Here is a 21,161-nt window from a genome sequence, read left to right on the forward strand (position 1 = left end):
GTGGCCGTCACACTGCGGGCATGACTCCTCTCGACGATTTCGATCGCGCGGCTTCGACGGTGACCGGCCTGGTCTCGGCGATCGGCCGTGCGCAGTGGACACTGCCGACGGCGTGCGCGGACTGGGACGTCCGCGCGGTCGTCGACCACCTCGCGCACGGCAACGCGAAAGTGGCGTTCTGGGCCGGTTCGGGGCCACCGGCTCCGGAGGGTGACTACCTGGGTGCTTCGCCGGCGGCTGCGTTCGTCGCGTCGGTCGCGGCGGCGCGGGCGGTGCTGGCCGAGCCGGGGCTGTTCTCGCGGAAGGTGACGACGCCGCTGGGGGAGCTGCCGGGCGTGTTCCTGGTCCACATGCGCGTGAACGAGTACCTGGCCCACGGCTGGGACCTCGCGGACGCGACCGGTGCTTCGACCGACCTGCTGCCGGACCTGGCGGAGGGGGCGCTGGAGCAGTGGCGGTCCCGGTTCGGGTCGGCGGCCCGGCCGCCGGGCGGCCCGTTCGGGCCGGAGGTGGAGGCGCGTCCAGGGGCGACGGCGGCGGACCGGCTGGCGGCGTTCCTCGGCCGGAGGGCGGTGAACGGCTAGCCGGCGCCGAGGCCCAGGTGCTGCGCGGCGACCTGATCACGCAGCGGGCCCTCGCGCGCCGCCAAGGCGGCCTACAGCCGGCTTTAGGCGAGGCGCCCCGCGAAGGCGGGCACCTGCCGGCGGCTGAGGTGGCTTGTTTCGAGGGAGCGCGGGCGCGCGCTGCTGCTTATGTCGTCGGGTGCGCCGCGAGGTCGGCCGCGAGTGTGGCTCGTGTCAGGGGAGCGTGGGCGGCGCGCTGTCGCTCAGGCCCGGCGCGCCGCGAAGGCTGCCGCCAGCCCGATCGAGGGTGTGCTCGTCTCGAGGAAGGCGTGAACGCTCACGCGGCCCGGCGCACCGCGAACGCCGCCGCCAGGCCGGCCGCCGTCATCGCCACCCCGGACGCCAGCAGCACCCAGGACCCCGCGCCCGGCACCACCCGCGCCGCCGGCTGGATTCTCGTCACGCCCGGGAGCGTCACCACCAGGTGCCGCAGGACCACGCCCGTCACGACCAGACCCGGGAGGGAGGCCATCGCCAGCGGCTCGTCCTGGCGGCGGGCGAACGTCAGGTACGCCAGCGTGCCCGCGATCAGCACCGCCGCCGCGCAGACCAGGCGCAGCCCCAGGTCCAGCTCCGGATCCGGCGTCCCCGGCGGCAGCAACCCGGGGTAGTCCGCCGTGCGCAGGGTCAATCCCGCGATCACGCCGAGCCCCGCGATCCCCACCGCCACGGCGCGCGGGCCGCGGAGCCGCTTCCCCGGTCGCTGCTGGTCCACTCCGGCCTCCCTGGGTCGCGGTGGAGGCAGCATAAGGCGCGGGAAACGGCTTTCCGAGCATGTTTCGCGCGCTGGGCCGTTCGGTGGATCTCGATCGAGGGACCGCTCAGCCGGCGAACCAGCGCTGCGGCGCCGGCCGCAGGTTCTGGTAGATGTGCTTGACCTCGGTGTACTCGCCGAGCCCCGTCGGGCCCAGCTCGCGGCCGAACCCGGACTGCTTGTAGCCGCCCCACTCGGCCTGCGGCAGGTACGGGTGGAAGTCGTTGATCCAGATCGTGCCGTGGCGCAGCCGCCCCGCCACGCGCTGCGCCCGCGAAGCGTCGTTCGTGAACACCGCCCCGGCCAGGCCGTAGTGGGTGTCGTTGGCGATGCGGACGGCGTCGTCCTCGTCGGTGAACGTCTCGACCGTCAGCACCGGCCCGAACGACTCGTCGACGACCGCCGACGCCCCTTGTTTCACCTGGTCGAGGATGGTCGGGAGGTAGTAGAAGCCCTCCGCCAAGGAAGGATCGTCGGGGCGCCGCCCACCGGTCCGGAGCACCGCGCCCTCGGCCAGCGCCGCCGCCACATACCGCTCGATCTTCGCGAGGTGCGCGGCCGAAATGAGCGGTCCCGTCTCGGCGTGCTCGTCGAACGGCCCGCCCAGGCGGATCCGCTCGGCCCGGCGCACCAGCTCGGCGACGAACTCGTCGTGCCACTCCCGCTGCACGATCAGCCGCGCGCCCGCCGAGCACACCTGGCCGGAATGCAGGAACACCGCCGTCAGCGCGTAGTCGACCGCCGTCTCGAAGTCGGCGTCGGCGAAGACCACGTTCGGGTTCTTCCCGCCCAGCTCCAGGGCCACTTTCTTGACCGTCGCGGCCGCGGCGGCGGCAATGACCCGACCGGTCGCGAGGCCCCCGGTGAACGACACGAGGTCGACGTCCGGGTGCTCGGCCAGCGGTGCGCCCACCTCGGCGCCGGCCCCGAGCACCAGGTTCGCGACGCCGGGCGGCAGGCCCGCCTCGGTGAGCAGCTTCAGGAACAGGATCGAGGTGTGCGGCGTCAGCTCGCTGGGCTTGAGCACGAACGTGTTGCCCGCGGCCAGCGCCGGTGCGATCTTCCACACGGTCTGCAGCAGCGGGTAGTTCCACGGCGTGATCAGCCCGCAGACGCCGACCGGTTCGTGCACGATCCGGCTGAAGGCGTCCGGGTTGCCGGTGTCGACGACGCGGCCCGCGTCCTGCGCCGCCAGCTTGCCGAAGTAGCGCAGGCAGGCGGCGATGTCGGCCATGTCGTAGCGGCTTTCGACCAGGCGCTTGCCGGTGTCGAGCGACTCGGCTCGGGCGAACGCCTCCGCGTCGCGGTCCAGCAGGTCCGCGGTACGCAGCAGCAGGTCACCGCGCAGGTGCGCGGGCGTGCCGGGCCACGGGCCGGTGTCGAACGCCCGGCGCGCCGCCGCGATGGCGGCTTCGGTGTCCTTGGCGGTGCCCTCGGCGACCGTCGCGACCAGGGACCGTCGGCCGGGCAGCGGATCTCCCGCCGGCCGCCGCCGAGCGCGTCCACCCATTCGCCGCCGATGAAGAAGTCCGCCATGCGTCCCATTCTCACGGCCACGCGGCGTGACCGCCACAGCACGGTGGGGAGACGAGGTTCACCCCGGCAGATGACGGGTGATCGCGCTCCGCCTGTGACGCCGGACGCGGCGGGCGGAAGGCCGGTGGCCGTCCTCCGTAGACTGGCCGGACGCGGGGCGTGCCGACCAAGTGAGGTGGAGACGAGTGACGTTGCTGGAGTCCGTCAACGGACCGGCGGACCTGAAGCGCATGAGTGTCGAGGACCTCGGCGAACTGTCCGCCGAAATCCGGGACTTCCTCGTCGACAAGGTCCGCCGCGCCGGCGGGCACCTGGGGCCGAACCTCGGCGTCGTCGAGCTGACCATCGCGCTGCACCGCGTGTTCGACTCGCCGCGCGACGCGATCGTCTGGGACGTCGGGCACCAGGCCTACGTGCACAAGATCGTCACCGGCCGCGCGGACGGCTTCGACCGGCTGCGCCAGACCGGCGGCGTCACCGGTTACCCGTCGCGCGCGGAGAGTGACCACGACTGGGTCGAAAGCAGCCACGCGTCGTCCGCACTGTCCTATGTGGACGGTTTGGCGAAGGCGTTCGCCCTGGACGGCGGTGAGCGGCACGCGGTCGCCGTCGTCGGCGACGGCGCGCTCACCGGCGGCATGTGCTGGGAGGCGCTCAACAACCTCGCCGCCCACCGCGAGCGCCCGGTCGTCATCGTCATCAACGACAACGGCCGCTCCTACTCGCCGACCATCGGCGGCCTCGCCGACCACCTCGCGGCGCTGCGCCTGCAGCCCGGCTACGAGCGGCTGCTCGACGGCGGCCGCGAGCTGCTCAGGCACACCCCGGTCGTCGGCAAGCCGATCTACGCCGCGCTGCACGCCGCGAAGGCCGGGCTGAAGGACGCGCTGAGCCCGCAGGCGATGTTCTCCGACCTCGGCCTGAAGTACCTCGGCCCGGTCGACGGCCACGACCAGGTGGCGCTGGAGAAGGCCCTGCACAGCGCGAAGGCGTTCGGCGGCGCGGTGATCGTGCACGTGGTGACCGAGAAGGGCCACGGCTACGCGCCCGCGGTCAACAACGAGCACGACCAGATGCACCAGACCGACCCGATCGACCCGGAGACCGGCCTGCCGCCGGTGAAGGGCCCGAGCTGGACCGGCGTGTTCGGCGACGAGCTGGCGAAGATCGGCGCCGAGCGCGAGGACGTCGTCGCGATCACCGCGGCGATGCTGCGCTCGACCGGCCTCGACAAGTTCGCCGAGGCGTTCCCCGACCGCTGGTACGACGTCGGCATCGCCGAGCAGCACGCGGTCACGTCGGCCGCCGGGCTGGCGATGGGCGGGCTGCACCCGGTGGTCGCGATCTACTCGACGTTCCTGAACCGCGCGTTCGACCAGGTGCTGATGGACGTCGCGCTGCACCGCCAGCCGGTGACGCTGGTGCTGGACCGCGCCGGCATCACCGGGCCGGACGGCCCCAGCCACCACGGCATGTGGGACCTGTCGCTGCTGGGCATGGTGCCGGGCATGCGCGTGGCGGCCCCGCGCGACCCGGCGACGCTGCGCGAGGAGCTGCGCGAGGCCGTGGCGGTGTCCGACGGCCCGACGGCGCTGCGCTTCTCGAAGGGCAAGGTCGGCACGGACGTCGCGGCGGTCGAGCGGCTGGGCACGGTCGACGTGCTGCGCCGCCCTGTCGACGGTGCCGACGTGCTGCTGGTGACGGTGGGCCCGTTCGCGACCTTGGGCCTGGCGGCGGCCGACCGGCTCGCGGACCAGGGCATCGGCGTGACGGTGGTCGACCCGCGCTGGGTCCTGCCGGTCCCGGCCGAGCTGGTGGCGCTGGCGGCGCAGCACAAGCTGGTGGTGACGGTCGAGGACAGCGGCCGCCACGGCGGCTTCGGTTCGGCGCTGGCGGCGATGTTCCGCGACGCGGAATGCGACGTCCCGTTGCGGGATTTGGCGGTGCCGCAGACGTTCCATGACTTGGGGAGCCGGGACGAGGTTTTGGGGCGCATCGGGCTGACGGCTCAGGACGTGGCTCGCCGGGTGACGGAGTGGGCCGCGGGCCGCCTCGGCTCGGCCGAGCGGACCGAGTCCGCACGCGACCACTCGGCCTGAGCTCGCGCCAGGCCGGGTCGGGGCGACCCGGGGGCTCGCAGTAGGTTCCGGGGGTGCCGCACGAGGGGGAGGACCGCGTGACGGATTCTCGGACACTGCTGCCCGGAACACCCGGCGAGGTGCCGGCCTGGTACCGGAAACCGGGCGTGTGGGCCTGGACCGCCATGGGCGCGACCGCGCTCCTCTTCGCGAACCTCGCCTGGCAGCGCCGGTGGATGAGTGACGACGGCCTGATCGTGCTGCGCACCGTCCGCAACCTCTACGAGGGCAATGGCGCCGTCTTCAACGCGGGGGAGCGCGTCGAGGCGAACACCAGCACCTTGTGGACCTTCCTCGTCTGGCTGTTCGGCCTGATCCCCGGGGCCGGGCTGGAGTGGGTGGCCGTCGTGACCGGGCTGGTCTGCGCGGTCGGCGGGTTGGTGCTGGCCATGGCCGGCGCGCGGCGCCTGCACCGCCCGGCCGGGACCGGTCTCGTGCTGCCCGCCGGGGCGTTGCTGGTGTGCGCCCTGCCGCCGTTCCTGGACTTCGCGACCTCCGGGCTGGAAACCGGCTTGATCTCGCTTTGGCTGGGTGGCAGCTGGTGGCTCGTCGTGCGCCGGGCGACCGGTGTCACCGAGCGGTCGTGGCCGGTGGCGCTCGCGCTCGGGCTCGGGCCGCTCGTGCGGCCGGACCTCGCGCTGTTCAGCGCGTTCGGGTTCGCCGCGCTGTGCTTCGTCGCCTGGCGCGGCTGGCCACGCACCCTGGGCCTGGTCGCGGTCGCCGGTGCGCTGCCGCTCGCCTACCAGGTCTTCCGCATGGGCTACTACGGCTTGGTCACCCCGAACACCGCGGTGGCCAAGGAGGCGTCGGCGGCGCACTGGGACCGGGGCCTGCGCTACCTGGCCGACCTGGTCTCGCCCTACACCCTGTGGTTGCCGCTGCTGCTCCTGGCCGGCGTGTTCGTGCTGGTCACGCGTGTCCTGCCCCGGACCCGGGTCACGCTCGTGCTGATCGCTTTCCCCCTGCTGGCCGGGTTGGTGATGGCGGTGTACGTGGTCCGCATCGGCGGCGACTTCATGCACGGCCGGATGCTGCTGCCGGCGCTCTTCGCCGGGCTGCTCCCGGTGATGGCGGTCCCGGTGACGCGGTGGACCGCGCTCCTGGTGGCCGCGGTCGGCGGGTGGGCGCTCGTCGCCGGCGTCTGGCTGCGCGTGCCCTACGACGCCGACGCGCGGCACTACGACCCGGCGACCGGGATCGCCGACGAGCGCGGTTACTGGTCGGCCGCGAGCGGGCGCGAGCACCCCATGCACGGCGATGACTACGCCACCGCCATGGGGCTGCGCGAAGCGGAGGCGATGCTGCGGGAAGCGCCGTCGTCGATGGTGATCGCGCAACGCGGTTCGTGGCTGCGCTACCCCGCGGCGGCCCCGGACGGCACGTTCGTGGTCGGCAGCATCGGCGCGCTCGGCATGGTCGCTCCGCTGGAGGTCCGGGTGCACGACGTGTACGGACTGGTCAGCCCGCTCGCCGCGCACTCGGAGGCGGCCGGTTCCCGGCGCAGCGGGCACGAGAAGGACCTGCCGCCGGCGTGGAACGTCGCCGACGGCGGCGGCGCGGGCGAAGGTGCGCTCCCCGCCGACCAGATCGCGGCCGCCCGAGTCGCCCTGGAGTGCGCCGAGATCCGCGAGATGCTCGACTCGGTGCGGGCCCCGCTCACCGCGAACCGCTTCTGGGACAACCTGACCGGCGCGTTCGCCCGGAGCGCGTTGCGCTATCCCGCCGATCCGCGTCAGGTCCCTTGCCGTTGAGGTCGCGCGCCGCACGGTGGTTGCCGCCGGGAGCGGCCGGCACCGACCCGAGGCAACTCGCCTGACAAGACTTCCGGCCGCGCCGATGCAGTGAATGACCCATTCACCTCGTCCGACGAGAGGAATGAGTCATTCACTGCGTGAGCCGGGACCGGCCGCCCGAAACTGTCGGTGCTCGCCGGTAGAGTGGAAAACGGGGGCGCCCCCGGCGGGCTCTCTGCGGTCAGGCCTCCGCGGGCACGGTGACGACCACCGCAGGCGCGGGCACGGAACTGAACACCTCCGGTGGCTCCGGGAACAGCTTCACCAGCACCGGGTACGCCACCGCCGCCGTCACCAACGTCACCAGCAGGCTGATGTCCACGCCGCCCGCGATGTCCCGCAGCGGTCCCGCGATCATCGGTGTGTTCGCGCACAGCAGCCCCAGCGTCGTCGCCGGGATCCAGGCCGCCATCGCCCGCCAGTTCACTCCTCGGGCGAACCAATACCGGCCACCTCGGCGGCCTTCGTTGAACACCTGCAGGTCCGCCACGTCGTAGCACCCGCGCCGCTGGACGAAGCCGATCATCATGATCACCATCCACGGTGACGTGCACAGCACGATCAGCGTCGCGAACGCGTTGATGCTCGACACCATGTCCAGCACGAAGTTGCCGACGAAGATGAACGCCACGCTCAGCGTCCCGATCAGGAGCGTTGCCCGGACCCGGGACAGGCGCGGGAAGATCGAGCTGAAGTCGAGGCCCGTGCCGTACAGCGACGTCGTGCCCGTCGACAGGCCGCCGATCAGCGCCACCACGATCAGCGGGATCGCGTACCACAGCGGGGAAACCGCCGTCAGGCCGGTGATGTAGTCGGCCGGGTCCGCCACCAGCGTCGCCGTCGCGATGCCGAAGCCGAACGGCAGCAGGGTCGCCACCTGGGCCAGGAACGGCGCCGCCAGGAGAGAACGTTTGCTGTACCGGGCGGGGATGTAGCGGGCCCAGTCGCCGAGGAACGCGCCGAACGAGATCGGGTTGGCCAGGGCCGTCAGCGCCGCGAGGGTGAACGTCGGCCAGAACGTGCCCAGCGCGTACGTCCCCGTGCCCGCGTAGCCCGGGTCGAACGAGCCGCCGTACGCCACGATCCCCAGCAGCATGATCAGCGTGCCGAGCACGACCGCGACCCGGTTGACCAGCAGCATGAACCGGTAGCCGTAGATGCAGACGACGAGCGTCGCGAGCGCGATCACGCCGTACGCGAGCCCGCGCAGCACCGCGCCGCCGTCGAAGCCGAAGAGCCGTTGGGCCGCGCCGGCCACCGCGTCGCCGCTGACCCAGACCGAGATCGCGAAGAACGTGATCGCCGTCAGCAGCGACAGGAACGATCCGACGCACCGGCCGACCACGCCGAAGTGCGCGCCGGACGACACCGCGTTGTTGGTCCGCGTGCGCGGTCCGAACAACGCCATCGGCGCCAGGACCAGGCCGCCGACGACGACGCCGAGCGCCGTGGCCAGCGCCGCGTCGCGGAAGCTCAGCCCGTACGCGATCGGCAGTGTGCCAAGGATGATCGTGGCGAACGTGTTCGCGCCGCCGAACGCCATCCGGAACAGGTCGCGCGGGCGCGAAGTCTGTTCCTCCGGCGGGATCGGCGCGATCCCGTGCTGCTCGACCTCCGTGATCTTCTCGCTCATGCGAACCTCGTCATCACGTGCTTGACCCGCGTGTACTCGGCGAAGGCGTACCCCGAGAGATCCTTGCCGTGGCCGGAGTGGCCGAACCCGCCGTGCGGCATTTCGGCGACCAGCGGCCCGTGCGTGTTCACCCACACGCAGCCGAAGTCGAGGTCGGCCGACACCCGCGCGGCGACGCGGAGGTCGTTCGTCCAGACCGACGACGCCAGCCCGTACGGGACACCGTTGGCCAGCGAAACCGCCTGGGCTTCGTCCGAAAAGGACTGGACGGTGATGACCGGTCCGAAGATCTCCTCCTGGACGATCTCGTCGTCTTGGCGCAGGCCGGAGATCACCGTGGGGGAGAAGTAGAAGCCCCGAGTGCCGAACCGCGTCCCGCCGGTTTCGACGCGGGCGTGCGAGGGCAGCCGCGAGATCAGGCCCTCGACGCGCGAGAACTGCGCCGCGCTGTTCAACGGCCCGAAGTCGACGCCGGGCGTCTGAGCTGCGGCGGCCTTCGCCAGCGAAGCGACGAAGTCGTCGTGGATCGACGCGTGCACCAGGACCCGGCTGCCCGCGGTGCAGTCCTGGCCCGCGTTGTAGAACGCCGCGCCCACGATGCCGTCCGCCGTCGCCGCGAGGCCGGCGTCCGGGAACACCAGCAGTGGTGCGTTGCCGCCCAGCTCCAGGTGGGTGCGCTTGAGGTCGGCGGCCGCCACGGTGGCGACGTCGATGCCCGCCCGCGTCGACCCGGTGATCGAGACGAGGTCCGTGATCGGGTGACGCACCAGCGCGCGGCCGGTGTCGCGGTCGCCGGTCAGCACGGTGAACGCGCCCGCCGGCAGGAACTCCGCCGCGACCTCGGCCAGCAGCACGGCGGTCGACGGCGTCGTCTCGGCCGGCTTGAGCACCACGGTGTTGCCCGCGGCCAGCGCCGGCGCGATCTTCCAGACCGCCATCATCAGCGGGTAGTTCCACGGCGCGATCTGCGCGCAGACGCCCACCGGCTCGCGGCGGATCACCGAGGTGTGGCCCGGCGCGTACTCCCCGGCGGCCGTGCCTTCCAGGTGCCGTGCGGCGCCGGCGAAGAACCGCAGCGCGCTCACGCACTCCGGGATCTCCTCCTCCAGCACGACCGACCGGATCTTGCCGGTCTCGCGCACTTCGAGGTCGGCGAACTCGGAAGCGCGAGCCTCGAGGGTGTCGGCGATCTTCAGCAGGGCCAGCTGCCGCTGCGCCGGGGTGCTGCGACGCCATCCCGCAAACGCTTGCGCGGCCGATTCGAGCGCGTGGTCCACATCGGACTGCGCAGCGATGACACTGGTGCCGAACACCTCGCCGGTCGCCGGGTCGGTCAGCTCGAGGGTGCGGGTCATGCCTGCTCCAGGTGGGTCGGCGCGAACAGCTTCAGCAGGGCCGGGAGGACGACCACGGACGGCCCGGGTGCGCGCAGCGCTTCGGCGAGATCCGTGCCGACGGTGTCCAAAGAGGAGAGACGAGCGGGTACACCGAAGGACGAAGCCAAAGCCACGAAGTCGGGCCGGGCCAGCTCGGTGGCCGTGGTGTGGCCGAACGCGTCGGTCAGGTACTCGCGCAGGACGCCGTAGCCGCCGTCGTCGACGACCAGCCACGTGACGTCGAGGCCGTGCTGCACCGCGGTCGCCAGCTCGGCGACGCCGTACATCGCGCCGCCGTCGCCGGACACGGCCAGCGTCGGGCTGCCGGCGGCCGCGCCGCCGAGCGCGCCCGGCAGGCCGTAGCCCAGCCCGCCCGCGCCCTGGGCGGTGTGGATCGGCGCGCCTTCGGGGTTCCACGCCGACCAGGCCCAGTACGCGGCGATCGTCATGTCCCAGAACGTCTGAGTGCCCTCGGGGAGCGCCGCGCGGATGTCGTCGATCAGCTTGCGCTCGACGGCCAGGTCCTGACCGTCCAACCGGGACTCGACGCGCGCGAGCAGCCCGGAAACCGCCTTCTCGGCCCGGCCGTCGGACGTCCGCATCGGCACCCACTCCAGCAGCGCCTGCAGGGTGAGCCGGACGTCGGCGTGGATACCGAGCCCCGGGTAGTTCGACTCCAGCTTGCCCAGGTCGGCCTCGACCTGGATCACCCGGCCGCGCGGGGCGAACTCGCGGTAGTTGCTGGACAGCTCGCCGAGGCCGGAGCCGAGCACGAGCAGCACGTCGGCGCCGGCGAGGAACTCCGTGGTGTGCCAGTCCTCCATCCAGGATCGCCCGGACAGCTCGTGGTCCCAGCCGAAGACGCCCTTGCCGCCGAAGGTCGAGATCACCGGGGCGCGCACCGCCTCGGCCAGGGCCGTCAGCTCGGCGTGCGCGCCGGACCGCAGCGCGCCGCCGCCCGCCAGGATCACCGGATTCGACGCCGCGGCCAGCAGATCGGCGGCCGCGGTGACCAGCTCGGGCAGCGGTCCCAGGGGCGGGGGAGTGGCCGACACCGACGTGATCGGCGGGAGCCCGGCCGGGCCGAGCAGGACGTCCTGGGGGATCTCGACCCACACCGGGCCGTACGGTGCGGTCGCGGCCGACGTCCAGGCCTCGCGCAGCGCGGTCGGGATCTGGCCGGCGCGGCGCACGACGTGCACCGACTTCACGACGCCGGAGAAGCTGGCCTGCTGGTCGGGCAGTTCGTGGAGGTAACCGTGCCGCCCGCCGCCCAGCCCGGCGACCGGGACCTGGCTGGAGATCCCGAGCACCGGCACCGACGCCGCCCGGGATTCCTGCAGGGAAGCCAACGTCAGCAGGGCTCCCGGGCCGGTCGACACGATCAAGGGCGTCACCGGCACCGGGCCGTCGGGGTTCGCCGCGAGCCGCGCGCGAGCGTGCCCGTCGGCGGCGAAGGCGAGGTTGTTTTCGACGCGCCCGCTGATCACCCGCAGGTCGCCGGCGCGCCGCAGCGCTTCGAACAGGCCCAGCGCGTGCTGGCCCGGCAGGCCGAACACGGTGTCGGCGCCCAACGCCCGCAGGGTTTCCACGACGACGTCGCCGCCGATGCGTTCGGTATCGGTCATGCGCTCTTTCCCAAGGACAGCAGGCTCACCAGGTCGTAGGCGACGTGGGAGGCCGCGATGGCCGTGATTTCGGCGTGATCGTAAGCGGGAGCCAGTTCGACGACGTCCGCCCCGACCAGGTTGAGATCACGCAGCCCGCGCAGGATCTCGAGGAGCTCGCGGCTGGTCATCCCGCCCGCCTCGGGGGTGCCGGTGCCGGGCGCGTGGGCCGGGTCGAGCACGTCGATGTCGACCGAGACGTAGAGCGGCCGGTCGCCGATGCGCTGCCGCAGCGCGTCGACGGTCTCGGCGACGCCGCGGCGCAGCACGTCGCCGGAGGTGACGATGCCGAAGCCGAGCCGGCGGTCTTCTTCGAGGTCCCGCTTGCCGTACAGCGGCCCGCGCGTGCCGACGTGCGACAGCGCGCTCGTGTCGAGGATGCCTTCTTCGGACGCCCGCCGGAACGGGGTGCCGTGGGTGTACGGCTCGCCGAAGTAGGTGTCCCAGGTGTCGAGGTGCGCGTCGAAGTGCAGGAGGGCGACGGGCCCGTGCTGCTTCGCCGCGGCCCGCAGCAGCGGCAGGGCGATGGTGTGGTCGCCGCCGACCGTCACCAGCCGCGTCCCGTTCGCTTGCAGCGCTTCGGCTTCCTGCTGCAGCGTTTCGATCGCTTCGCCGATGTCGAACGGGTTCACCGCGATGTCGCCGGCGTCGACGACCTGCTTATCGGCGAACGGCGAGACGTCCAGCTCCGGGTGGTACGGCCGCAGCAGCCGGCTCGCCTCCCGCACCGCCGCCGGGCCGAACCGCGCGCCGGGACGGTAGGACACGCCGGAGTCGAAGGGCACCCCGACGACGGCGATGTCGGCACGCTCGACCTGGTCGATCCGCGGCAGTCGCGCGAAGGTCGCGAAGCCGGCGAACCGGGGGACACGGGACGAGTCGAGGGGTCCGATGTTAGGCACTGGTGGGCTCCTGTTCCCGGGTCTCGGTGGTGGTGTCTTCGCCGTTGAGGCGGCGGGTCCAAAGGGAAAGAACCGAGTCGGCCGTGCGGGGCGTGGCGAAGCTGACCGCCAGGTAGACGACCAGGCTCGCGCCGAGGCCCCAGTAGATCGGGGTGTTGGCGGCGACGCCGTCGATGATCATGAAGGCGATCACGGACACCGTGCCGGCGACCATCGACGCGTACGCGCCCTGTCGCGTGCCGCGCTTCCAGAACAGCGCGCCGACGATCGCGACGAGCAGGCCGCCGACCAGGATGTCGTAGGCGATGGTCAGGGCGTTGACGACGTCGTCGACGACCATCGCGATGCCGATCGCGATCAGCCCGAGCACCAGCGTGGCGATCCGGTTGCGGCGGACCTCGCCGCCTTTCTTCAGGCCGATCTTGGTGAGCAGGTCCGACGTCGTCGTGGTGGAGCAGGCGATCAGCGCGCCACTCGCGGTCGACATCATCGCCGAGAGCGCGGCGGCCAGCACCAGGCCGCGGACGCCGGTCGGCAGCAGGCGCTCGACGATCGTCGCGAAGGCGTCCTGCGCACTGGCGAGATCGGGGTACAGCGTGTGCGCCGCCGTGCCGATCAGGGCGCCGGCCAAGCCGTACACCAGGCAGTAGACGCCGGAGGTGATGCCGCCGGACGTCGCGATCGCCGGGGTGCGGGCGGTGAACACGCGCTGCCAGATGTCCTGGCCGATCAGCAGGCCGAAGGTGTAGATCACGAAGTACGTGATGATCGTGTCGGTGCCGATCGAGGTGAAGCTGAAGAAGCTCGCGTCGAGCTTTTCGCTCATGCCGGAGAAGCCGCCGGCCGAGCTGATCGCGACCGGCAGCAGGATCGCCAGGATGCCGATGGTCTTGATGACGAACTGGGCGATGTCGGTCAGCGTGATCGACCACATGCCGCCGAGCACCGAGTAGAGGACCACGATCGACCCGCCGATCGCGATGCCGGCCCAGTTCGGCAGGTCGAAGAGCACCTTGAAGATGGTCGCGAACGCCAGCGTCGAGGTCACCGTGAGCATGAGCGTGTAGCCCCACATGACGACGCCGGACACCGCGCTGGTGCGGCCGCCGTAGCGCAGGTCCAGCATCTCGCCGACGGTGTAGACCTTCAGCCGCACCAGCCGCCGCGCGAACAGCGCGTGCAGCACCAGGATGCCGACGCCGATGCTGACGACCAGCCACATGCCCGAGATGCCGTAGGTGTAGCCGAGCTTCACGCCGCCGACGGTGGAGGCGCCGCCGAGGACGACGGCCGACATCGTGCCGGAGTACATGAACCAGCCCAGCCGGCGCCCGGCGACGAGGTAGTCGGACTTGGTCTTCGCGAGCCGGAGGCCGTACCAGCCGACCCCGAGCATCCCCGCGATGTACAACGCGATCACGGCGTAGTCCCCGGTCACGGTGTCCTCCTCACGTCGTTTCGGGCCACCGTAGGTTCGGCTGACATCGCGGCGGCATGGGATGCTTCATCCCAATGTCGGCGAAGTCGAGGATGAAATGGCCCAAATCCCGGAGTTGTTGTCCACGGAGGTGAATGTCCCGTTACGGGACGTGGTCGGCAACCGGGAGCTCGCGCTGGAGGTCGTCCCCGAGACGCTGCGACCGGGCGCGCTGGACCTCCCCGTGCGCTGGGCCCACGTCAGCGAGCTGCAGGACCCGGCGCCGTACCTGGTGGGCGGCGAGCTGATCCTCACAGCTGGTGTCAACCTGCCCGGGCAGCTCGACCGGTACGTGCGCGGCCTGCGGGACGCCGGCGTGACGGCGCTGGGCTTCGGCCTCACCCCGACGGTGCACGAGACCTTGCCGGAGTCCCTGCGCCGGGCCTGCGCGCGCCGTGGGCTGCCGCTGCTGGTGGTGCCGTCGCGCACGCCGTTCCTGGCGGTCAACCGGGCCGTCTCCGTCGCCCTGACCGAGGCCGGGCAGCGGGACCAGCGGCGGATCACCGCGGCGCGCGAGACGTTGACCCGCGCCGCGAGTGGCGGGCTCGGCGAGCTGACGTCGTCGCTGGCGGCGGTGCTGCGGTCCTGGGTCGCCCTGGTCGGCGCCGGGGACGTGCTGGCTTCGGCGCACGACGCACCCACGCCGCTGCCGCCGCAGGTGCGGGAGCTGATGGCGACCGTGCGCACGGGCAGCGGGATCCGGAGCGCGACGACCGAGCTCGACGCCGGGTTCGTCGTCGTCCAGCCGGTGTACCCGCAGGCGACGGCGTCGCACCTGGTGGTCGTCGGCCGATCCCGGCGGCTCGAAGGGGCCGACCGGGCGATCCTCGCCGTCGGCGCGGCCCTGCTCGGCCTGGTCGGCCGCGCGGGCTCGGACACGGCCGAGCTGGGCGCGGCGGCCACCGGCCTGCTGCTCGGCCGGACGGCGCCCGGGGAGGTGGCCCGGTCGCTGCTGGGCTCCGAGGTGGTCCGGCTGGTCGCCGGGACGGCCTACCGGCGTGGCCCGGACGAGGTGGCCCAGCGCCCGGACTGGCTGCGGGCGCGGCTGGACACCCCGCTGGTTTCGGTGCGGTCCGGCCGGTTCGTGGCGATCGCGGGATCCGCGCCGCCGCTCGCGGTGCTGGAGGGCTTGCGCGACCACGGCTGGCTGGTGGCGGTGGGCTCCCCGGCGCCGGCCGGACGGCTGTCCGAGGGCGAAGTCGACCTGCTGCTCGCGCGCGCCCAGTCGCTGGGGCGCCCGGTGGTGGCCGGGAGCTCGCCGCTGGACTTCGACTCGCTGGTGGCCCCGGACGCTTCCCGCGGGTTCGCTTCGAAGGCCCTGGAGCCGTTGGTCGCGCTCGACCAGGCGGGGGACCGGTCATTGGTGCTGACACTGCGGACGTGGCTGGCCCACCACGGCGGCTGGGAACCGACGGCCGCGGAGCTGGGCGTGCACCGCAACAGCGTCCGGCACCGGATCGCCCAGGTGGAGAAGGCCCTGGACGTGGACCTGGCGGACCCGGAGGTCCGCATGCGGTTGTGGTTCGCCCTCCGGTGGGCCACACCTGACGCACATCGTCCTTAAAGGGCACTCTCAGGAAAATATGGAATTGTGGAGTCGTGCGAGTTTTGGTAGTAGAGGACGAAGAACCCCTGGCCGACGCGATCGCCCGTGGCTTGCGCCGCGAAGGCATGGCGGTGGACGTCGCGCTCACGGGTGACGACGGGCACGAAAAGGCCGCCGTCACGCGGTACGACGTCGTGTTGCTGGACCGGGACCTGCCCGGGATGTCCGGGGACGAGCTGTGCCGGGAGATCGTCGCGTCCGGGGAACTGACCCGGGTGCTGATGCTGACCGCGAGCAGCTCGGTGTCCGACCGCGTCGACGGGCTGTCGCTCGGCGCCGACGACTACCTCGCCAAACCCTTCGCCTTCCCCGAGCTGGTCGCCCGGGTGCGAGCGCTGGGCCGCCGGGCCACCCCGGCCGCGCCGCCGCTGCTGACCGCGGGTGACGTCGAGCTGGACCCGGCCAAGCGCACGGTCCGGCGCGCGAGCGGGCCGGTCGAGCTGACGCGCAAGGAGTTCGGCGTCCTCGAGGTGCTGCTGTCGGCCGCCGGCTCGGTCGTCAGCAGCGAAGAGCTGCTCGAACGCGTGTGGGACGAGAACGCCGACCCGTTCACCACGACCGTCCGGGTCACCGTCATGACGCTGCGCAAGAAGCTCGGCGAGCCGGGGATCATCGAGACCGTCGTCGGCTCCGGGTACCGGGTGCCGGAGCCCGGCGCGCCGCGCGCGTGAACCTGCCGGGCACCCGCAGCCTCCGCGCCCGGATCACCCTGCTGGCGACCGTGCTGGTCGCCGCCGTCAGCCTGCTGCTGCTCTGGCTGGCCTGGACGCTCGTCCGGGACTCGCTCGACAACGTCCCGCAGATGCCGCCGGGCAGCGTGGTCGTCGTCGACGGCGTCCAGGTCGACGCGTCGGCCCTCGCCGAGCACCTGCGCGTGCACGCCCGCAACCGCATGCTGCTGTTCGGGTCGATCGCGTTCCTGCTGGTGGTGGCGGCCGCGGCGATCCTCGCCTGGACGTTCACCTCGCGCGTGCTGCTGCCGCTGCGCGAGATCACCGGGACCGCGCGGCGGCTGTCGGTCGAGTCGCTGGGGGAGCGGATCGGCGAGGTGCGCTCGCACGACGAGCTGGCCGAGCTGGCCGGCACGTTCGACGACATGCTCGACCGGCTCCAGTCCGCGTTCGACGCGCAGCGCCACTTCGTCGCGAACGCGAGCCACGAGCTGCGGACGCCGCTGGCGGTGATCCGCACGGAGCTCGACGTCACCCTGTCCGACGACGACGCCGACGAAGCCGAGCTGCGCCGGATGGGCGGGGTGGTCCGCGACGCGACCGAGCGCGCCGGGCAGCTGGTGAACTCGCTGCTGCTGCTGGCCCGCACCGACGGCGCCGGGCTCGGGGTGCGCGAGCCGGTCGACCTGGCGGCGGTCGTCGACCGAGCCTGGCGTGCGGCCCGCACGGAAGCCGAGCAGCGCGGGATCCGGGCGACGTTCGCGGTGGTGCCGGCGCCGGCGTTCGGCGACCCGGCGCTGCTGGAGCGGATCGCGGGCAACCTGCTGGAGAACGCGGTCCGCCACAACGTCGAGGGCGGCTGGCTGGAGGTCGTGACGCAGCCGGGCCCGCAGTGGTCGGTGCTGCGGGTGCGCTCGTCCGGGGGCCTGGTGGACCCGGCGACGGTGGCGGAGCTGTTCGAGCCGTTCCGCCGGGCGGGCGTGGCCCGCACGGCCCGGTCCGGCGCGGGCCTGGGGCTCTCGATCGTCCGCGCGGCGGTGGCGGCCCACGGCGGAAGCGTGGCGGCGGAACCGATCGTGGGCGGCGGCCTGGGCGTGACGGTCCACCTCCCCGTCCGCTGAGCAGTCTGCCGCGACCGGTGTCCCGGGAGCCGAGATGTGCTGTGATCGTCGGTGTGGAAGACAAGCCGCTGGTCCGCGTCGTGGCCCCGGTCTTCGCGCTGGCCCTGGCGGCCGGCGTGGGGCTGGCCTTCGGCGTCGCGGCCCTGAAGCGCCCGCCCGACCTGCCGGTGGACACGAACCCGGCACCGCTCGCCGGGCACACGCTGTGCGCGGCGGTCGTCGTGGTCTTCCCGACCGATGCCGAGATGCAGGCGGCCGTGCCGTCCTTCCGCGACGACCCCGCGGCCCGGCGGGTGTTCGTGGACCCGCCGTCGATCTCCCTGCTCGCCGTGCCCGGCACCGACCTGCGGGCCTGGGCGCAGGACCTGCACGCCCGCTACCGGACCGCCGAGCGGGTGACGGTCATCGACTCCGACCGGGCGGCGGCGCAGCTGGAACTCACCGCGCCGCCGCCGAAGTGCCCTCGTGAGGGCGAATACTAGGAAGCCGGGACCGAAGCCACGCCCGGAGCGAGGAACGGCTTGCCGTTCACCCGCTCGGACACGCCGGAGCGGTCCAGGTACGGCGTGATGCCGCCGTTCCAGAACGGCCAGCCCGCGCCGAGGAGCAGGCACAGGTCGATGTCCTGCGCCTCCGCGACCACGCCCTCGTCGAGCATGATCCGGATCTCCTCGGCGATCGCGGCGAGCGCGCGCTCACGCACCTGCTCCGAAGTGGACGGCCGGTCGCCCTGCGTCCACAGCTCGACGACCTCGGGGTCGGGCGACTGGTTGCCCTGGGAATCCCAGACCCAGACGCCCTTCTTGCCCGCCTTGACGAACTTCGCGAGGTTCTCGGACACGGTGAACCGGTCCGGGAACGCCTCGTGCAGCGTCTCGCCGACGTGCAGCGCGATGGCCGGGCCGACGAGCTGCATCAGCGTCAGCGGGGTCATCGGCAGGCCGAGCGGCTCGAGCGCCCGGTCGGCGACCTCGAACGGCGTGCCTTCGTCGACGGTCACCAGCACCTCGCCGAGGAAGCGCAGCAGGAGCCGGTTGACGACGAACGCCGACGCGTCCTTCACCAGCACGCTGGACTTCTTCAGCTGCTTGCCGACCGAGAACGCCGTCGCCAGGGACGCGTCGTCGGTCTGCTCGCCGCGGACGATCTCCAGCAGCGGCAGCACGGCGACCGGGTTGAAGAAGTGGAAGCCGACCACGCGTTCGGGGTGCTGCAGCTTCGACGCCATCGCGGTGATCGACAGCGACGAGGTGTTCGTCGCGAGGATCGCCTCGGGGGAGACGTGCTGCTCCAGCTCGGCGAACACCTGCTGCTTGACGCCCAGCTCCTCGAAGACGGCCTCGATGACGAAGTCGGCGTCGGCGAACGCGGCCTTGTCGAGCGAGCCGGAGACCAGCGCCTTGAGCCGGTTGGCGCCGTCCGGGGAGACGCGCTTCTTGGCCAGGAGCTTGTCGATCTCGGCGTGGACGTAGCCGACGCCCTTGTCGACGCGCTCCTGGTCGACGTCGGTCAGCACGACCGGCACCTTGAGGCGGCGCACGAACAGCAGCGCGAGCTGGCTGGCCATCAGGCCGGCGCCGACGATGCCGACCTTGTTCACCTTGCGCGCCAGGGACTTGTCCGGCGCGCCGGCCGGGCGCTTGGCGCGCTTGTTGACCAGGTTGAACGAGTACAGCCCGGCGCGCAGGACGTCGGACATGAGCAGCTCGGCGAGGCCGTCGGTCTCGGCCGCGTAACCCCGGTCGAGATCGTTCTCGCGGGCCAGCTCCAGCAGCTCGACGGCCTTGGTGGCGCCCGGCGACGCACCGTGCGTGCGGCCGTCCACAATGGACTTGGCGCGGGCGACGGCGGCGTCCCAGCCCGATCCGCGGTCGATCTCGCGGCGCTCCGGGACGATCTCGCCGTTGACGACCTTGGCCAGCCACAGCAGCGACTGCTCGAGGTAGTCGGCGGACCCGAAGACCGCGTCGACGATGCCGAGCTCGGCCGTCTGCTTGACGTTGAGCATCTTGTTCTGCGCCAGGGCGTTCTCGATGATCACCGTCACGGCGGCGTCCGGCCCGATGAGGTTCGGCAGCAGCTGCGTGCCGCCCCAGCCCGGGAACAGGCCGAGGAAGACCTCGGGGAACGCGATCGCGGCGGTGTTCTCCGACAGCGTCCGGTAGTGGCAGGACAGCGCGAGTTCGAGCCCGCCGCCCATGACGGCGCCGTTGACGAACCCGAACGTCGGGATCTTCGTCTCGGTCAGACGGCGGAAGACGTCGTGGCCGGTCTGGGCGATCTCGCGCGCCAGCTTCGGGTCGCTCACGGACTCGACGCCGGACAGGTCCGCGCCGACGGCGAAGATGAACGGCTTGCCGGTGACGGCGATCGCGGCCGGCTCGGCCTCGAACGCCTTGTCGATAGCCGCGTTCAGGCTTACCAACCCTTGCGGGCCGAAGGTGTTCGGCCGGGTGTGGTCGTGGCCGTTGTCGAGCGTGATCAGCGCGACGGGCTTGTCGAGCCCGGGCACCTTCACCAGCCGCGTCACGGCGTGCGTGACGACCTCGTCCGGGAAGGCGGCCTTCGCTTCTTCAGCGGTGAAAGTCATTACTTCGCCCCCTCGAAGGCCGGGTTCTCCCAGATCACGGTGCCGCCCATGCCGATGCCGATGCACATCGTCGTCATGCCGTACCGCACGTCGGGCCGCTCGGCGAACTGGCGGGCCAGCTGCGTCATGAGCCGGACGCCGGAGGAAGCCAGCGGGTGGCCGCACGCGATCGCGCCGCCCCACTGGTTGACGCGCGGGTCTTCGTCGTCGATGCCGAAGTGGTCGAGGAAGGCCAGCACCTGCACGGCGAAGGCCTCGTTGATCTCGAACAGGCCGATGTCGTCGATGGACAGGCCGGTGCGCTTGAACAGCTTCTCGGTGGCCGGCACCGGGCCGATGCCCATGACCTCCGGCTCGACGCCGGCGAAGGAGTAGCCGACCATCCGCATGGCGACGGGCAGGCCCAGTTCGCGGGCGGTGTCCTCGTCGGCCAGGATCGAGGCGGTGGCACCGTCGTTGAGGCCGGCCGCGTTGCCCGCGGTGATCCGGCCGTGCGGGCGGAACGGCGTCTTCAGCCCGGCGAGGGTTTCCAGCGTGGTGCCGGGGCGCGGCGGCTCGTCCTCGGTGGCCAAGCCCCAGCCCAGCTCCTTGGAACGGGTCGCGACCGGGACCAGCTCGGGGCCGATCTTGCCGGTCTTGACGGCCTCGGCGTAGCGCTCCTGACTGCGCGCGGCGTAGGCGTCGGTGCGCTGCTTGGTGATCGCGGGGAAGCGGTCGTGCAGGTTCTCGGCGGTCTGGCCCATGACGAGCGCGGTCGGGTCGACGAGCTTGTCGGCGATGATCCGCGGGTTCGGGTCGACGCCCTCGCCCATCGGGTGGCGGCCCATGTGCTCGACGCCGCCGGCGATGGCGATGTCGTAGGCGCCGAAGCCGATGCCGGACGCGGTGGTCGTGACGGCGGTCATCGCGCCGGCGCACATCCGGTCGATGGCGAAGCCGGGGACCGACTTCGGCAGCCCGGCGAGCAGCGCGGCGGTGCGGCCGATGGTCAGGCCCTGGTCGCCGATCTGGGTGGTGGCGGCGATGGCCACCTCGTCGACGCGCTCGGGCGGCAGCTCCGGGTGCCGCCGCAGCAGCTCACGGATGGCGTTGACGACGAGGTCGTCGGCGCGGGTCCCGGCGTAGATGCCCTTGTCGCCGGCCTTGCCGAAGGGGGTCCGTACCCCCTCGACGAAGGCGACGGTGCGCACGCCCCGCGCGGTCGGCGCGAGCGGCGTTGCTGGTGCGGCCACGAATGCTCCATGAAGTAGACGGTGATAGCCGCACGATAGCCC

General features: G+C 72.3%; 15 protein-coding genes and 1 pseudogene. 7 read left to right on the top strand and 9 right to left on the bottom strand.

Features of this window, described 5'->3' with window-relative positions; all coding sequences use genetic code 11:
• Positions 1-20 precede the first annotated feature (20 nt).
• Positions 21-584 (top strand): TIGR03086 family metal-binding protein, encoded by a 564-nt coding sequence (locus ACZ4TR_RS25525; RefSeq protein ID WP_465289332.1) that lies wholly within the window; start codon positions 21-23, stop codon positions 582-584.
• A 316-nt stretch (positions 585-900) separates the two neighbouring features.
• Here ACZ4TR_RS25525 and ACZ4TR_RS25530 read toward each other — a convergent pair whose 3' ends face one another.
• Together ACZ4TR_RS25530 and ACZ4TR_RS25535 are read right to left on the bottom strand one after the other, a co-directional pair.
• Positions 901-1,338, bottom strand: a complete 438-nt coding sequence (locus ACZ4TR_RS25530; protein ID WP_465289333.1) for a hypothetical protein — start codon at positions 1,336-1,338, stop codon at positions 901-903.
• Positions 1,339-1,444: 106 nt separating this feature from the next.
• Positions 1,445-2,913, bottom strand: a pseudogene (locus ACZ4TR_RS25535) (aldehyde dehydrogenase family protein).
• Positions 2,914-3,098: 185 nt separating this feature from the next.
• On the opposite strand from ACZ4TR_RS25535, the gene dxs reads away from it, so the two are divergent.
• Both dxs and ACZ4TR_RS25545 read left to right on the top strand, forming a co-directional pair.
• Positions 3,099-5,012, top strand: coding sequence for a 1-deoxy-D-xylulose-5-phosphate synthase (gene dxs, locus ACZ4TR_RS25540; protein ID WP_465289334.1), 1,914 nt, complete (start codon positions 3,099-3,101; stop codon positions 5,010-5,012).
• A 77-nt stretch (positions 5,013-5,089) separates the two neighbouring features.
• Entirely contained in the window at positions 5,090-6,802 is a 1,713-nt protein-coding gene (locus tag ACZ4TR_RS25545; RefSeq protein WP_465289335.1) for an arabinofuranosyltransferase AftB family protein, read from the top strand.
• Between the two features lie 223 nt (positions 6,803-7,025).
• Here the strand turns inward: ACZ4TR_RS25545 and ACZ4TR_RS25550 are convergent, their stop codons facing one another.
• The 5 genes from ACZ4TR_RS25550 to ACZ4TR_RS25570 are packed head-to-tail and all read right to left on the bottom strand — an operon-like array spanning position 7,026 to position 13,860.
• Positions 7,026-8,477: a purine-cytosine permease family protein gene (locus ACZ4TR_RS25550; protein ID WP_465289336.1), complete on the bottom strand. Its 1,452-nt coding sequence runs from the start codon at positions 8,475-8,477 to the stop codon at positions 7,026-7,028.
• Entirely contained in the window at positions 8,474-9,832 is a 1,359-nt protein-coding gene (locus ACZ4TR_RS25555; RefSeq protein WP_465289337.1) for an aminobutyraldehyde dehydrogenase, read from the bottom strand. Before ACZ4TR_RS25555 ends, ACZ4TR_RS25550 begins: the two co-directional genes overlap by 4 nt.
• The gene (locus tag ACZ4TR_RS25560; RefSeq protein WP_465289338.1) at positions 9,829-11,481 is read right to left on the bottom strand and encodes a thiamine pyrophosphate-binding protein; all 1,653 of its coding nucleotides are present in this window, start codon (positions 11,479-11,481) and stop codon (positions 9,829-9,831) included. Before ACZ4TR_RS25560 ends, ACZ4TR_RS25555 begins: the two co-directional genes overlap by 4 nt.
• On the bottom strand, positions 11,478-12,422 hold the full coding sequence (gene speB / locus ACZ4TR_RS25565; RefSeq protein WP_465289339.1) for an agmatinase: 945 nt from the start codon (positions 12,420-12,422) through the stop codon (positions 11,478-11,480). Before speB ends, ACZ4TR_RS25560 begins: the two co-directional genes overlap by 4 nt.
• On the bottom strand, positions 12,415-13,860 hold the full coding sequence (locus tag ACZ4TR_RS25570) for a sodium:solute symporter family protein (RefSeq protein ID WP_364519148.1): 1,446 nt from the start codon (positions 13,858-13,860) through the stop codon (positions 12,415-12,417). Before ACZ4TR_RS25570 ends, speB begins: the two co-directional genes overlap by 8 nt.
• Positions 13,861-14,011: 151 nt before the next feature.
• On the opposite strand from ACZ4TR_RS25570, the gene ACZ4TR_RS25575 reads away from it, so the two are divergent.
• Genes ACZ4TR_RS25575 through ACZ4TR_RS25590 form a run of 4 tightly spaced genes read left to right on the top strand, consistent with a single transcriptional unit; the run spans position 14,012 to position 17,779 of the window.
• Complete coding sequence (locus tag ACZ4TR_RS25575; protein ID WP_465289340.1) at positions 14,012-15,463, top strand: PucR family transcriptional regulator; 1,452 nt, start codon at positions 14,012-14,014, stop codon at positions 15,461-15,463.
• A 35-nt stretch (positions 15,464-15,498) separates the two neighbouring features.
• Complete coding sequence (locus ACZ4TR_RS25580; protein ID WP_169734892.1) at positions 15,499-16,176, top strand: response regulator transcription factor; 678 nt, start codon at positions 15,499-15,501, stop codon at positions 16,174-16,176.
• A complete protein-coding gene (locus tag ACZ4TR_RS25585; protein WP_465289341.1) occupies positions 16,173-17,297 on the top strand; it encodes a sensor histidine kinase in 1,125 nt (374 codons plus the stop codon). Before ACZ4TR_RS25580 ends, ACZ4TR_RS25585 begins: the two co-directional genes overlap by 4 nt.
• Before the next feature lie 41 nt (positions 17,298-17,338).
• A complete protein-coding gene (locus ACZ4TR_RS25590) occupies positions 17,339-17,779 on the top strand; it encodes a hypothetical protein (protein ID WP_465289342.1) in 441 nt (146 codons plus the stop codon).
• On the opposite strand, the gene ACZ4TR_RS25595 is transcribed toward ACZ4TR_RS25590, so the two are convergent.
• Positions 17,776-19,887, bottom strand: coding sequence for a 3-hydroxyacyl-CoA dehydrogenase NAD-binding domain-containing protein (locus ACZ4TR_RS25595; RefSeq protein WP_465289343.1), 2,112 nt, complete (start codon positions 19,885-19,887; stop codon positions 17,776-17,778). The genes ACZ4TR_RS25590 and ACZ4TR_RS25595 overlap by 4 nt on opposite strands.
• Positions 19,887-21,077: a thiolase family protein gene (locus ACZ4TR_RS25600; RefSeq protein ID WP_465289762.1), complete on the bottom strand. Its 1,191-nt coding sequence runs from the start codon at positions 21,075-21,077 to the stop codon at positions 19,887-19,889. Before ACZ4TR_RS25600 ends, ACZ4TR_RS25595 begins: the two co-directional genes overlap by 1 nt.
• Between the last annotated feature and the right edge of the window lie 84 nt (positions 21,078-21,161).

It is taken from the genome of Amycolatopsis sp. NPDC028719 (assembly GCF_055565395.1).